Genomic DNA, 15,463 nt, shown 5'->3' on the forward strand with positions numbered 1-15,463 from the left:
CTGTGTATTGAGTATAACTCGCTATACTCAATACTCTATACTCATATCTAATTAATATTTTGATGCTAAATCTTTAGCTACTGTTTCTAATACTGAAGTTAACTCATCAGAGAATTTACCCGCTTTAAAAGCGTTTAAAACCTCTGGATGACGTTGCTCTAACAACGTTAAGTACTCTTCTTCAAATTCTCTCACTTTATTTACTGGAACAGAACGGAATAAACCTTTTGTACCCGCATAAATAATCGCTACTTGTTTTTCAACAGAAACTGGAGAATATTGAGCTTGTTTCAAAATCTCAACGTTACGAATACCTTTGTCCAAAACTCCTTTTGTTGCTGCATCTAAATCAGATCCAAATTTCGAGAAAGCTTCTAGCTCACGGTATTGTGCTTGGTCTAATTTTAATGTACCTGCAACCTTTTTCATCGGTTTGATCTGCGCGTTACCACCTACACGTGATACAGAGATACCTACGTTAATCGCTGGACGAATACCCGCGTTAAACAAGTTAGATTCTAAGAAAATCTGACCATCAGTAATTGAAATTACGTTTGTAGGGATATAAGCAGAAACGTCACCCGCTTGAGTCTCGATAATAGGAAGAGCAGTTAATGAACCACCACCTTTTACCAAGTGTTTGATAGACTCAGGAAGGTCATTCATATTTCTAGCAATCTCGTCAGAAGCATTGATTTTCGCAGCTCTTTCTAATAGACGACTATGTAAATAGAATACATCACCTGGGTATGCTTCACGTCCCGGAGGTCTTTTCAATAATAAAGAAACCTCACGGTAAGCTACCGCTTGTTTTGATAAATCATCATATACGATTAACGCTGGACGACCTGTATCACGGAAGAATTCTCCGATTGCAGCACCCGCCATTGGCGCATAAAACTGTAATGGAGCTGGATCAGCAGCTGAAGCAGCAACAACAATTGTATATGCCATAGCACCACGCTCTTCTAAAGTACGAACGATGTTCGCAACTGTAGAATTCTTTTGACCAACAGCAACATAAATACAATATACAGGTTGACCTGCATCATAAAATTCCTTTTGGTTTAAGATCGTATCGATACATACAGCAGTTTTACCTGTTTGACGGTCACCGATTACTAACTCACGTTGTCCACGTCCTACTGGAATCATGGCATCAATTGCTTTGATACCTGTTTGTAATGGCTCAGTTACCGGTTGACGGAACAATACACCTGGAGCTTTACGCTCGATTGGCATTTCATATGTTTCACCTGTAATAGGTCCTTTACCATCAATTGGCTGGCCTAATGTATTTACAACACGACCACACATACCTTCACCTACTTTAATAGATGCTATACGATTCGTACGTTTGATAGTATCACCTTCTTTCACGATGTCTGAAGGACCTAAAAGTACAACACCAACGTTATCTTCTTCTAAGTTTAATACGATACCTTGTAATCCGTTATCAAATTCAACCAATTCACCGGACTGAACTTTAGTTAAGCCGTAAATACGAGCAATACCGTCACCAATACTAAGTACGGTACCAACTTCCTCTAGTTCGGCTTCTGATTTAAAGCCCGACAATTGTTCTCTTAAAACTGCCGAAACCTCATCTGGTCTTACCTCTATCATTGTTATTATTATAAGGGGTTCTTGATTTTATTAAATGTTAAAATCAACGCTATGCGCGTTGACCTTCAAAATATCTTTCTAATCTATTTAATTTACCTGCAATACTTGCATCATATTGTTTGTCACCAATAGTGATTACAAATCCACCGATCAACGATTGATCAATTTTATTAGTAATCAACACCTGTGCATTGATTTGATTTGCAATAATTGCTTTTAATTCTGATAAATTAGTATCAGAAAGTGGTGCCGCAGATGTAACTGTAGCATTTACAATTCCTTTTACCTCATTGTACGCACGAATAAATTCATGAGCAGCAGCTTCAATTACTTCAGCACGACCCTTTTGGATCATAATATTGAAGAATGATAAAATAGCGGGATTGATTTTATCTTTAAATAATGCCTCTAAGATATTTACTTTCTTATCCAATTTAATGATTGGATTAGACAATACTGCACGTAGCTCAGGATTAGCTTTCAAAACAGCGATAAATTGTTCCATATCTGTTTTGATAGCGTCCAAACTACCTTGTTCATTTGCCAAATCAATTAATGACTTTGCGTATCTCGATGCTACTTTAAATACTGACATACTTCTTTAATGATAAAATTTGAATGACCGATTAGTTTACTTTTACGTCTTTAAGCAAATCTGCGATTAACATCTCTTGCTTATTTTGGTCTTCAAATTCTTTGCTTAATACTTTGCGAGCGATATCCAATGCCAAAGTAGAAACTTGATCTTTCACCTCAGCCATAGCCTTATTTTTTTGCTCGTTGATTTCAACCGAAGCCTGAGCAATCATTTTCGCACCTTCGGTTTGCGCGATGGTTTTAGCTTCAGCAACAATCTTATCTTTTATTTCTTTTGCTTCCTTCAGGATTAAATCACGTTCTACGCGAGCTTCCTTCAATAAAGACTCATTTTCGTTTGTTAAACGAGCCATCTCTAATTTAGCTTTTTCAGCAGATTCCAAAGCCTCAGAAATACCTTGTTCACGCTCCGCTAATGCAGCTATGATAGGTTTCCAAGCAAACTTGCCTAATAAAAAGATAATGATTAATAAGATGATGACTTGCCAGAAAAACAAACCAAATGAAAACTGTTCTATTAATTTTTCCATTGATGTATGATAATATTTTTTGTATTTCGTCTAATTGAAAGTATTATCTATGACCAACCGTCATAAATAATACTTTTAAATTCATTGGGTGATTATTTACCTAATAATAACGCACCGAAAGCTAAACCTTCTAATAAGGCTCCGATAATGATCATCGCAGTTTGGATTTTACTAGCTGCTTCTGGTTGGCGAGCAATTGCTTCCATTGCTGAACCACCGATTTTACCTAGACCTAATCCTGCTCCGATAACGATTAAACCTGCTCCAATTAAATTGTACATAATAAATGATTTAAATATAATTAAACAAAAAATTCTTAGTGATGTGCCTCGTTGTGTTCTTCAACAGCCATTCCGATAAATAGGGACGACAACATGGTGAAAATAAACGCTTGTAAAAATGCAACTAAAATTTCAACTACCATAAGGAAACTTGTCAGTAACAATGAAACACCGATACTTCCGCCTACCGATAGCTGCTCTTGCAGCAAATAAACAACGGCAATTAAACCCATTACTACAGTGTGACCTGCCGTAATGTTGGCAAATAAACGAACCATTAAAGAGAATGGTTTTGTGAACAAACCCAAAAACTCGATTGGCATTAAAGCAATTTTAAAAGGAACTGGTACTCCTGGCATCCAGAAGATATGTTTCCAATAATCCTTATTTGCTTTAAGATTGATAAATAAAAATGTAAAGATCGCTAGACAAAAAGTAACCGTGATATTACCCGTTACGTTAAACCCTAGCGGAGTTAAACCCAAAAGGTTTAAAACCAATATCATAAAAAACACCGATAACAAATAGGGCATAAACTCTCTATAACGGTGACCGATATTTGGAATAGCCATCTCATCACGTACGTACAGTACCATAGGCTCTAATACGCGTCCAAAACCTTTTGGCAAGTTGTTAGCACCTTTCTTGTATGTGTTTGCTAAGCCTAAAAAGCCCCAAAACAACAATACAGTAGTTAAAAGTAAACCGACAACATTTTTTGTAATTGAAAAATCTAATGCTTTTTCATTTGTTGGATGATGTGCTTCGTCGTAATTAAGTGTTCCTGCAGCATCTGTCTTGTATATTTTTCCATGATACAATTTGTAAAACTGACCATCTTTCTCTACAACATTCTGTCCAAAATTGAATTCTGAAGACATAAACACTTTAATTCCTCCATCAATCAAGATAACAGGTAATGGGAACCCAAAAGTTTTACCCGCCTCTTTATCTGTGAATAATGAAAAATAATGATCATCTTGCAAGTGATGCTCGATGTAAGATGAGATTTCCTCACTTTGAGATTTAGGCTCTTCGCTTACTTCATTAGCTTTAGCCAAAAACGGATTAACAGCAAATAAAATCACTGCAAAAAAAAGAAATGCTTTCTTAACGCTCCCCATGTTCTGTTTTTTATTTTTGCGCAAAAATACAATATTATTGTCAATTTTTGCGATTAATTTGAACTTTTTATTAAAACTACTTATTGACTGATTCGACATCCTTATTTATGACCTTAAAAGCAACTAATACGTCAAAAAATAAGAAAAGAAAAAAGACGACTAAAAAATTATATTCGAAGATATCATCGGATGAATGATTCATTCCCGCTCTAAAATACACATAACTCAATGCAGCTTTGAGTGTGATCAATCCTAAAAAAATAAAACCTAAATTTTTAGGCATCACCGCATCAGAAATCAAAATAACAATCAGTATAACCAACGATGCAAGCGATTCAAATGTATACAAACTATATAACTCAAAACCGGTAAGACTTTTAAAGTCTGCTATTCCAAATGAAGGTAACGCGTAATGGTGCACCCCAAATAGGACAACAGTAAAAATTAAAAGTAGGGCAATAAATTTTATGTAATTATTCATCTCTATTCAATCGATTAGCTTCTCGTATAAAATGATAAAGTGAGGCGAAAATACCAATAAATGTACATATTTTCATGGCAAGACCATTAGAAAAATGGTACTTCTCATCTAACCATGTGCCTAACAAATACATCAAATAAATGGTAACACCCATTTGAAATGGTAATGATATAAAAACCATCCATTTATTTGGGTTCTTATTAGACTTTCCCATGGCTATTTATAGCTAACTTTTACAAACATACACATATTTTGAAACATCTTAATCATGAAGTGGAGTTTCTAAAACTTTTTGTCCGATTTTAATATGCGGATAATCCACACTTGCGCCTAATATCATCTTTAATTCTGATGATGATTTTCCTGGATTTGCCTTTATTGCATTAACGATAAGCTCCAATTTATCTTGCTCAATCAATTCAGTAGCTTCCACTTCTGTACCCACATAATGAATTAAATGACCATAAATAGTACCCGCAACCATCCCTCTTTTTACCGCAATTTCTTCAATGGTAGCACCATCCTTATACAGTTCCAAAGTCACTTGTTTGGTATCTAGCTTTTTAGCACTTTCTCCCTCTTCTTTCTGTACGACTAGATCTTCTTTTTCCTTTGTTTTAGATTGTTCCTGCACTTGCTCTAAAGCTTCCTGAAAATCATCTTTTTTCGAGAGTGCATCAGCAATAATCAAACATTGTTGCAGCTGCTCCCTCTTGCGCTTAAAATCCAACAATAACTCCTTAGCCTCGTCGATATATTTTTTTGTACGTTTCTTAATCTGCCAATCTTTAACATGCTTTTCCAATGCCGAAATCAGATCTTGATCCATTTTTGGCAAAAACCAATTCACAGCAGAGGTCGTACGCTCACAGATCAAGGCATAGTCCACATGTTGATCGGTCTTTTTCAACAATTCGTATAATTGCGTGATAAATTTATGCGCTACCTTTTCCTGTGTCGCCAAATTAGACTGCAGGGTAGACCAGAAAGCTTCCGCCTCCACTTTACCATCAATATTACGATCGGCTAAAGCCACGACCTGCTCTTGACAAGAACTGGTCAGATAATCCCAACGAAAACATTGGATTAGATTTTGAGCCAAGTAGGTTCTTTGACATTGCTCTAGAATTTCCTTAACATCGGTTTGAAATGAAGACCGTAAAGCAAATTCGACCACTTGACTATCGGTACGTATCGCATAGTTAGGGATGATAGATTTCAGCACAAGTCCATTCAAACTGGTCAATCTACTCAAAGCAACATACACCTGCCCTGCTGCAAACGAAGTGCCTGCATCTATAATCGCTTTATCGAATGTCAAGCCTTGGCTCTTGTGGATAGTAATAGCCCAAGCCAACCGTAACGGGAATTGTGAAAATGTTCCCAATACCTCTTCTTTTATCTGATCCTGTCCCTTATCATAATTATACTTGATGTTTTCCCAGGTTTCTCTTTTAGCAGTTACCTCCTCACTTCCATCCGGAAAAGTCACAACGACCGTTCCTGCTTGAAGATTAATATCCTTCACAGTACCGATTTTACCATTATAATACTTCCGATCTTCACCAGTGTCATTGCGAATAAACATCACCTGCGCACCAATCTTCAACGAAAGGATCTCTTCTGCTGGATAAGCCCCTTGAGAAAATTCATCCTTAACCACAGCTTTCAAATTAAGCATCTTCCCCGCCAGATTGGCCAATGCTTTACCATTAATATCATCTGCATTACGGTTATGTGATGTAAGCGTAATAAATTGATCTCCCTCCTTTGGTTCAAAATCGGGTTTATAATATGTATTAAGTTCCTGCAACATTTCGGTATCGCAGTTATTGTTTCGGATTGCATTTAAAATCGAAATAAATCCTTCATCCTGCTGACGGTAGATTTTATCCAGCTCCAATAAAATAGGTGGGTTGTCGCGAAGAACTTTAGCATTAAAAAAGAAAACAGAACTATAATGATTGCGAAGAACCTGCCACTCATGATCACGAACGACTGGTGGCAATTGATATAAATCTCCAATAAATAGTAATTGTAAACCACCAAAAGGACGCATATCGCGACGTACAGACTGCAGAATTACATTAATAGCATCTAATGTATCAGCACGAACCATAGAAACTTCATCAATCACCAACAATTCCAACTCCTGAAGAATCGTACGGCGTTGTTTAGTCAATTTAATGGTGCTGAACAATCGGCTCTTATTGTAAATATGGCCATCTTGCTCATCCCACTTCAACTCGTGGTCTTCTATAAAAGTTCCAAATGGCAACCAAAACAACGAATGCAACGTTGTCCCTCCCGCATTCATAGCTGCAACACCAGTAGGCGCAGTAATCGCCATTTTTTTATAACTGTGGTCACGTATATATTTCAGAAATGTCGTTTTACCTGTACCCGCCTTTCCCGTAAGAAAAATATGCTGATTCGTTTGATTAACAAAAGCAACAGCTTGCATAAAAGACGTATTTTCACGATCGATTTTAAATTCTGACATATTGATATTTTAAAGTAGGATTACAAAACTAGTCAAATATTCTGAGAGGATATAATGATAACAACGCTACAATTTATAGCAACCACAACTTACACTCCTCAAAGGTTAGCATAAATTAGGAATCGAATAATACGACCCATGTGTAATAAAAAAAATAGCTAAAACGTTTATGCTATTTTTATTTAAAAGATTTTTTTTATATTTAGCACTGAAATAAACGACATTCTCACTAAGAAACATATTATGGTAACTGATAAATCAACGCTATTTGAAGAATTAGATAAGGCGTTAAAAGAAAAGGGATTTGAAATTGATAAATCTGATCAAACAAGACCTTGGGGTGGCTTCTTTGTTATAAACGAAGACCAAGCTCAAAAATTTGCAGATGAGTATTTCGACGGTTTAGACATTAAGGATTTAAAAATATCCGGTAAATTAAGCCCGAAAGTGCTTGTTGTAGCACCACAAAAAAGATTGTCTTGGCAATATCATCACCGTCGTGCCGAAATTTGGAAAGTAATCCACGGGACTGTTGGTGTTATGGTTTCAGACACTGACGATGAATCAGTGGTACAAACCTTAACTGCTGGTAGTGTAATCAAATTACGTCAAGGTCAACGTCACCGCCTAATCGGATTAGATGGATATGGCATCCTTGCTGAAATATGGCAACATACAGATATTGAAAACCCATCTAATGAAGACGATATCGTTCGTGTTCAAGATGATTTTGGCAGATAATAAATATTGCTAGACAAATAGTCAACCAATAACAAGCTACATATAAAGAAATCATGGAACTTCACAGTCCATGATTTCTTCTTCCATCTTGTTCCATTGCTGTAAAATAATGGCTATCTAAAAAATCACCACAGCTCGTATAAAGATACGTCTCCTATCAAGATATCATTTTTGGATACTAAATCAACTTTATTGACTCAATAAAGCGACAATAATGACGATAAATAAAACAAGAAATGCAATCTTCCAAAAACTATAAGGTCGTTGACCATACACCCTACCATTAAATGCATTAACCATGATTTGGTAACTTTTACCCTTATATCGATAGGCTGACAACCAAACCGGAAGTAATACATACTTCAACTTGACATCCTTATAAACAGAATCAACATCATCTATTTGCTGTGTATCTCCTCCAATATCTGCGCGCACCGTGTTGGCGATTTCAGCATCCATTATATTTTTGGCAACATGGCTCCCTGCAATATGATCGATACTAAAAGTCTCTGCCACAAATCCACTTAAATATTGACTATTGAATGGTTTTAGATGCTGCATATCCCAAGGGCCTATCTTCGAAGCAAAATCATGAGGTAAAGATGTTGACGCACTGACCAATACATCTTTAAAACGATTATAAACATGCCCTGAAGCATGATGCCATCTTGTCCGTTGTTCCTGATAAGTTTCAGTTTTACCATCGGCCGCCCTCCGGGTTCTTGTTACATAATAATATTCACCTCGCTGCCCTTGATAAGATGAACTCGCATGGGCATCATAAGACCAAAAGGGAATATAAACTCCCTTTAACCGATTGTTCTGTGCGCTAAAAATACGTTTAAAGTTATTTGGCGCAAACCACAATCCACCCGACCATTTCTTGAAAAGAGAAAATGCTTTATTCTCTTCAATAAAAAACGGAATTAGAGCATGTGGTTTCACAACGCGTTTCTCCTGATGGTCAATCACCAATGGAGAAGCACAAAAAGCACATAAATCTGCTGTAACATGAGGATCCAAAGTTGAGTTTGCACCACAATTTTGACAGTGCACAACCTCAGCAGTGATCGTAAATCGAGCATCATGAATATCCTGCATCGCAGCAGTGAACTCATCGTAGTCAACAGCATCAATAACAGCATGAGCGATATCGCTTTCTATAATCTGATTTTCAGTCCCGCAATAAGCGCACTTCAAATATGATGTCCCAGGTTGATAGGCTAAAATAGCACCACAACCCTGACACTTCAAATCTTGGCTTATATCCGATGTTTTTTCTACAAAACCCATAATTGCTTACTGGACTCCTGGAATTGGGGGCGGCATAGCGTTGAATAAACTTTTCAATTCTTCTATTTCACGCGCTTCCTTCCAATTTTCCATACCTGCTTTCCAAACCAATGTTTCAGCAAGTAGTTTTCCACTCTTAACCTCACCCTGTAATTGTTCTATTCTAAATGGCCCTTCTTGCACACCATTTAAAGCTAAAAAATATTGAACCACCATAGGTATTGCAGGAGGAACTTCTCCGGATGGATGATTTCCATCAAATTTATTTTGCTGAAAAACGCCTGTCATTTGACCGGCCATTCCCGCTCCCAAACCTACGCCCAAGCCAGCTCCCATAATACCACCACCACTTGGGTTTTCTGCAGCCTTTTCCATGGCATTTGCAGCTTGAAACTGGGCATAAGAACCTAAGTTGCCAACAATACCCATACTGCTTCTTTTGTCCAACACTTTTTCAACCTCTTCCGGCAATGAAATATTCTCGATCAAAAATTTAGTTAAATTCAAACCGATTTCTTCAAATTCAGGATTTATCTTCTCATGCACAAAAGTCGAAACCTCATCATAATGAGAAGCCAAGTCCAAAACAGCAATTTTCGACTCCGCGATAGCATCCATCCCTCTGGTGACAGCAATATTACGCAGTTGCTCATGAATACCCTCTATAGTAAACGTTGAATTAGTCGATGCAATCTGCTTTAAAAACACCGCTGCATCCTTAACCTGAAAAGCATAAGATCCAAAAGCACGCAATCGTACAGGACCAAATTCAACATCACGAAGCATAATAGGGTTCTTAGTACCCCATTTCTGATTCGTAAACTGTCTTAAACTGATAAAGAATACATCCGCCTTAAATGGACTATTAAAACCGTATTTCCACCCCTGCAAGGTAGTCATGATGGGCATATTTTGAGTGGTCAAAACATGTCTACCAGCTGTAAAAACATCGGCTATTACCCCTTCATTCATAAATACCGCAACCTGCCCCTCTCTGACAGTGAGCTGTGTATTCATTTTTATTTCATTCTGATACCTCGGAAATTTCCATACGATTGTATCAGAACTATCATCGACCCATTCAATGATATCGATAAACTCATTTCTTATTTTATCAAACAACCCCATAATTACGTTTATTACGTTTCCTAAATTTAGTTAAATATTCAACATTCTAATGCAAATATTTCGACAATTTATCGCAATACATTTAAACCGGAACAAGGATAAACACCGCTTCCAGTTTAAATAGTTGATTTAAGATATTGACTTCACTTATTTAATCTTTATTTTGCTATTTTTGCTACACACCGAAGAATAATTAAAAAACATGAGTACTTATAACGAAGATAGTATACGTTCCCTCGATTGGAAAGAACATATTCGCTTACGTCCCGGTATGTATATTGGGAAGCTAGGAGATGGTTCTGCCTACGACGACGGTATTTATGTCCTATTAAAAGAAGTAGTCGACAACTCTATAGATGAGTTTGTAATGGGCGCAGGAAAAACAATCGAAATTACAGTCAATGACAATAAAGTTGCTGTACGGGATTATGGTAGAGGTATACCAATTGGTTCCGTAGTAGATGTTGTTTCAAAAATCAATACAGGGGGTAAATACGATAGTAAAGCCTTTCAAAAATCTGTCGGCCTTAATGGTGTAGGTACTAAAGCTGTCAATGCCTTGTCAGGACAATTTACCGTGCAATCATACCGCGAAAAAGTAACACGCGTAGCACAGTTTAGTCAAGGAGAGCTGCTATCAGATGAAGAAAAAGAAACCACACAGCGAAATGGTACAGCAGTTATATTTTATCCTGACGAAACCATATTCAGAAATTATAAATACCGCTTAGAATTTGTGGAGAACATGATTTGGAATTATGTTTTCTTAAACTCAGGCTTGACGATTAATTTCAACGGACAAAAGTTCATCTCTGAAAATGGGTTAAAAGACCTTTTAGAAAGAAATATCGATACGGAATCAATGCGCTATCCAATCATTCACCTCAAAGGAGAAGATATTGAAATAGCGATGACCCATGGTCAACAGTATGGAGAAGAATATTACTCTTTTGTAAATGGACAACATACCACCCAAGGGGGTACCCATCAAGCAGCCTTTCGTGAAGCATTGGTTAAAACCATACGGGAGTATTATAAGAAAGAGTTTGAAGCTTCAGACGTTCGTTCTTCTATTATTGGCGCTATTGCCATAAAAGTACAAGAACCCGTATTTGAATCGCAAACTAAAACCAAGCTAGGTTCGCAAAGTATTGGTCCAGATGGTCCTACAGTAAGAACATTTATCAACGACTTTGTAAAAAAAGCACTTGATGATTACCTGCACAAAAACTCGGATACAGCGGATGCCTTATTGAAACGTATCTTACAGTCCGAAAGAGAACGTAAAGATATTGCGGGAATCAAAAAACTAGCAAATGAACGTGCAAAGAAAGCATCGCTACATAATCGTAAGTTACGTGATTGCAAAGTTCATTTTTCGGATAAAAATGAACGCAATTTAGAAACAACCTTATTCATCACAGAGGGAGACTCCGCTTCTGGTTCCATTACAAAATCGCGTGATGTACAGACACAGGCTGTCTTTAGTTTAAAGGGAAAACCGTTGAATTCATTTGGCATGTCCAAGAAAATCGTATATGAAAATGAAGAATTCAACCTCCTACAACATGCTTTGAATATCGAAGATGGCTTAGACGGATTACGCTATAACAATATCGTATTTGCCACGGATGCCGATGTCGACGGTATGCACATCCGTTTGTTGCTTCTAACATTCTTTTTGCAATTTTTCCCGGATCTTGTCAAAGCAGGACACGTATCCATTTTGCAAACACCATTATTCCGTGTGCGCAATAAAAAAGAAACCATATACTGCTATTCCAATGAAGAAAGACAGCGTGCAATTGCTAAACTAGGAAACAAACCTGAAATCACACGATTTAAAGGTCTTGGTGAAATTTCACCATCCGAGTTTGGTTTATTTATTGGAAAAGATATGCGTTTAGACCCTGTATTCTTATCAAAAGATAATAAGATAAAACAACTTTTAGAATATTATATGGGCAAGAACACTCCTGATAGGCAAAAACACATCGTAAACAATCTTCGCGTTGAGTTAGATTTAGAAGAAGAACTAGCCAAACTAGCACAGCAAGCGGGTTAACCCCCGCTTGTTTTCTATCCTACTTCACCCAAGGTTACCATCCAACAACTCCAATCCACAGCGACTCGATGTCGGGAATTAAGAAGTGACACCTACCTAGACTAAAATTAATAATCAAAAAAAACCTAAAGTTACGTCCAATTCTAGGATTAAAAAGTGATCTATATCATTTTTAAAACACACAAGCATCACTTTTTGAGATCAATTTTATTCCGTATTTCGTATTGAAATAAAATTGATATGACGCACTCATTCCATATTCCCGTTTTGGGACTAGCCTTTTCAATAGACTCTCCTTTAAAAGTTGCTCGATTTGGCATTTCTTCTGTAATATCCATCGTAGATGATGAGTTAATAGAACGTATTCGAGCATACTACTGCAATAGCTATCATAAAGAATACCTCCCGATTACAAAAGCAGATCAAAACTACAGATCCCTAAGAATAACATCTTACCTAAATCTTGTTTCACAAGCAGTAAAAGAACAAATTGATCATATGCGAACAGAAATATTTGAACCAGGTTCAGCTATCGATCGCTATTTTCAACTTATTCCAGAATCACACCCAGCAAAAAACTGCTATTACAACATGTTGTTAGAAACCAACTATGTCGAAAAAGCGAAGAAAAAGCAAAGCTTAAGATCTTTTATCCAAGCAGGAGATATTGATGTGAATATCATGTCTAAAGTTGATAAGATAAATCACGATAAAAATGGAAATCCCTTAGATGAAAAATGGTCCGATGCTTTGGCGGCATTGCAGGGATTTGCAAACTCAGAGTTAAAATCTTCAGTCATTCTATCAGCCGGTATGAACCCAAGGCTCTATAGTTATTTAGCCGAATTACCTTCATTCTGGCAGAATGAGGATGGTACATTCGATAAAAAATTAACATTAAAAGTCAGCGATTATCGATCAGCTTTAATTCAAGCAAAATTTTTAGCAAAAAAAGGAATTTGGGTTTCCGAGATTAGAGTCGAATCAGGTTTAAACTGCGGTGGACATGCCTTTGCCACTGATGGTTTTTTATTGGGCCCGATATTATGTGAGTTTAAAAATAAAAAACTCATATTACAACAAGAGCTGTTCGCTATTTATCAACAATATTGGACTCAAAGAAACAGACACTTCGCAGATGCTCCTCCAATTAAATACACCGTGCAAGGTGGGGTCGGCACCGCAAGTGAACACCAATTTCTGCTGAAACATTATGAATTTGATGCCGTAGGGTGGGGTTCTCCTTTTTTACTTGTACCAGAAGCGACAACAGTTGATGATGAAACATTGACGGCATTGACAACTTCGGTAGCAGATGATTTTTACATTAGCGGCGCCTCTCCCCTTGGAGTTCCATTCAACAACTTTAGAAAAAGCACTGCAGAACGTTTGCGGAAAAAGAGAATAAAAGAAGGTCGCCCAGGTAGTCCTTGCAAAAAAAAATACTTGGTATCAAACATCGACTACGGCGCTGAACCTATTTGTACAGCATCTCGCCTTTATCAAGACAAAAAGATTAAAGAACTAAAAGCAAAAAAACTAGACCAAGTAACCTACGAGCAGGAATTCGCACGCATAACAGAAAAAACATGCCTTTGTGATGGACTTGCAGCACCTGCATATTTAAAATATAATATTTTAAAACCCAAAGAGCAGGATGCAGTGTCCATATGCCCTGGTCCGAATACCGTCTGGTTTAAACAGAAATTCTCACTCGACCAAATGATCAATCACATCTACGGAAAAGACGATTTAATAAAGAACGAAAATCGACCATTTTTTTTCATCAGCGAACTGGAACTATATGTAGCCCATATCAAAAAATACGTAGAACTGAACTCCTTTTCTGTGGATGATAAAAAAATAAAATACCTCGATAAATTCAAGAATCAATTGATTGATGGAATTACTTATTACAGAAATTTAACACATGATTTAAAAGATTTTTCACAACAAATTATAAATAGTATACCGCAACAACTGGAGAATGCCGAGACAGAACTAGCTGAAATAAAATTCCAATAGTCTGTTTTACCCTAAAAATCTATTCTTCACGGATTGCAAAAGCGATTACTGAACCAATCAGGAAGAGAACAAGCAACACAAGTTATAAAAGAAGAAGGGGCAGCTAATCAGCTGCCCCTTCTTCTTTTATAATGTAATTCCAGTTACTTCGCAACTTTTCTGAATTTACCAAAAACACCCAAAGGTAATTTCGGTCCTGCAGTAGCCTGAAGATAAAGTTCTCCAACTTCCAGATTCTCTACTTTCGGAAATGCTGTACGAATTAAGTTCTCTACGATAACAGAAGAAAAACCTAAAGAATAAGTATTCAATATCAAGAAATGTTCTTTAGGATCCAATAATTTCACTACATCATGCATCATCTCCATGATATGATCCTCAAGCTTCCATTTCTCTCCTTTTGGACCATGGCCGTAAGCCGGAGGGTCCAAGATGATACCATTATATTTATTACCGCGTTTTACTTCACGCTTCACAAATTTCAAAGCATCCTCTACAACCCAACGAATATTATCAATATCCGATAATTCTTGATTTTCATTAGCCCAAGTAACAACTTGTTTAATAGAATCGACGTGAGTCGTATCTGCACCAGCAGCACGAGCAATCAATGATGCACCCCCAGTATAAGCAAATAAATTTAATACTTTAGGTGTTTCAGTTTCAAATGCACGTACAGATTGAGATATATAATCCCAATTTACCGCTTGTTCTGGAAAGATACCTACGTGTTTGAATGATGTCAGCCCGAGACGAAACTTAATCGCAACATCATTATTTTTATATTGGATATGCCAGCGATCTTGCACTTTAGGGTTCTTTTTTAACCACTCCCCTGAAGTAGCAGAACGACCCTTGAATTTAATATCATGGTGTTTATTCCATTCTGCTTCCGTCAACGTTTTCGGCCATACAGCCTGTGGTTCTGGACGAATTAAAACTAAATCACCAAAACGTTCTAATTTCTCGAAATCACCACAATCGATTAACTCGTAATCTTTCCAATGTTGTGGTGTTAATAATTGTATATCTGTAGTAGTCAAAATCAATAATTTGGCGCAAAGATACG

14 protein-coding genes are annotated in these 15,463 nt (G+C 36.9%); 3 read left to right on the forward strand and 11 right to left on the reverse strand.

Features of this window, described 5'->3' with window-relative positions; genetic code table 11:
• Positions 1 to 51: 51 nt before the first annotated feature.
• From atpA to KO02_RS18365, 8 genes are all read right to left on the reverse strand, one after another.
• Positions 52 to 1,626: a F0F1 ATP synthase subunit alpha gene (gene atpA / locus KO02_RS18330; protein ID WP_038700646.1), complete on the reverse strand. Its 1,575-nt coding sequence runs from the start codon at positions 1,624 to 1,626 to the stop codon at positions 52 to 54.
• Between the two features lie 49 nt (positions 1,627 to 1,675).
• Positions 1,676 to 2,221, reverse strand: coding sequence for a F0F1 ATP synthase subunit delta (locus KO02_RS18335; RefSeq protein ID WP_038700648.1), 546 nt, complete (start codon positions 2,219 to 2,221; stop codon positions 1,676 to 1,678).
• A 31-nt stretch (positions 2,222 to 2,252) separates the two neighbouring features.
• Positions 2,253 to 2,753 (reverse strand): F0F1 ATP synthase subunit B, encoded by a 501-nt coding sequence (locus KO02_RS18340; RefSeq protein ID WP_038700650.1) that lies wholly within the window; start codon positions 2,751 to 2,753, stop codon positions 2,253 to 2,255.
• A 92-nt stretch (positions 2,754 to 2,845) separates the two neighbouring features.
• A complete protein-coding gene (gene atpE, locus KO02_RS18345; protein WP_021188666.1) occupies positions 2,846 to 3,034 on the reverse strand; it encodes an ATP synthase F0 subunit C in 189 nt (62 codons plus the stop codon).
• 35 nt (positions 3,035 to 3,069) lie between these two features.
• The gene (gene atpB, locus KO02_RS18350; protein ID WP_038702969.1) at positions 3,070 to 4,158 is read right to left on the reverse strand and encodes a F0F1 ATP synthase subunit A; all 1,089 of its coding nucleotides are present in this window, start codon (positions 4,156 to 4,158) and stop codon (positions 3,070 to 3,072) included.
• 76 nt (positions 4,159 to 4,234) lie between these two features.
• Positions 4,235 to 4,639 carry a hypothetical protein gene (locus KO02_RS18355; RefSeq protein WP_038700652.1) on the reverse strand — a complete coding sequence of 135 codons (405 nt, stop codon included), beginning with the start codon at positions 4,637 to 4,639 and terminating at the stop codon, positions 4,235 to 4,237.
• On the reverse strand, positions 4,632 to 4,853 hold the full coding sequence (locus KO02_RS18360) for an AtpZ/AtpI family protein (RefSeq protein ID WP_038700654.1): 222 nt from the start codon (positions 4,851 to 4,853) through the stop codon (positions 4,632 to 4,634). The genes KO02_RS18355 and KO02_RS18360 overlap by 8 nt, the downstream gene beginning before the upstream one ends.
• A gap of 48 nt (positions 4,854 to 4,901) precedes the next feature.
• Positions 4,902 to 7,142 (reverse strand): helix-turn-helix domain-containing protein, encoded by a 2,241-nt coding sequence (locus tag KO02_RS18365; protein ID WP_038700655.1) that lies wholly within the window; start codon positions 7,140 to 7,142, stop codon positions 4,902 to 4,904.
• Between the two features lie 243 nt (positions 7,143 to 7,385).
• Between KO02_RS18365 and KO02_RS18370 the strand changes: the two genes are divergently transcribed.
• Positions 7,386 to 7,883 carry a phosphoheptose isomerase gene (locus KO02_RS18370; protein ID WP_038700657.1) on the forward strand — a complete coding sequence of 166 codons (498 nt, stop codon included), beginning with the start codon at positions 7,386 to 7,388 and terminating at the stop codon, positions 7,881 to 7,883.
• Positions 7,884 to 8,072: 189 nt separating this feature from the next.
• Here the strand turns inward: KO02_RS18370 and KO02_RS18375 are convergent, their stop codons facing one another.
• Complete coding sequence (locus KO02_RS18375) at positions 8,073 to 9,176, reverse strand: zinc finger domain-containing protein (RefSeq protein WP_038700659.1); 1,104 nt, start codon at positions 9,174 to 9,176, stop codon at positions 8,073 to 8,075.
• 6 nt (positions 9,177 to 9,182) lie between these two features.
• A complete protein-coding gene (locus tag KO02_RS18380; protein ID WP_038700661.1) occupies positions 9,183 to 10,304 on the reverse strand; it encodes an SPFH domain-containing protein in 1,122 nt (373 codons plus the stop codon).
• Between the two features lie 202 nt (positions 10,305 to 10,506).
• Here KO02_RS18380 and KO02_RS18385 point away from each other — a divergent pair, with 202 nt between their 5' ends.
• On the forward strand, positions 10,507 to 12,369 hold the full coding sequence (locus KO02_RS18385; protein WP_038700663.1) for a DNA topoisomerase IV subunit B: 1,863 nt from the start codon (positions 10,507 to 10,509) through the stop codon (positions 12,367 to 12,369).
• A gap of 240 nt (positions 12,370 to 12,609) precedes the next feature.
• Entirely contained in the window at positions 12,610 to 14,394 is a 1,785-nt protein-coding gene (locus KO02_RS18390; RefSeq protein ID WP_038700665.1) for a hypothetical protein, read from the forward strand.
• Positions 14,395 to 14,537: 143 nt separating this feature from the next.
• On the opposite strand, the gene KO02_RS18395 is transcribed toward KO02_RS18390, so the two are convergent.
• Complete coding sequence (locus KO02_RS18395; protein ID WP_038700667.1) at positions 14,538 to 15,443, reverse strand: class I SAM-dependent methyltransferase; 906 nt, start codon at positions 15,441 to 15,443, stop codon at positions 14,538 to 14,540.
• Positions 15,444 to 15,463 lie beyond the last annotated feature (20 nt).

It is taken from the genome of Sphingobacterium sp. ML3W (assembly GCF_000747525.1).
In the GTDB taxonomy this organism is placed as follows: domain Bacteria; phylum Bacteroidota; class Bacteroidia; order Sphingobacteriales; family Sphingobacteriaceae; genus Sphingobacterium.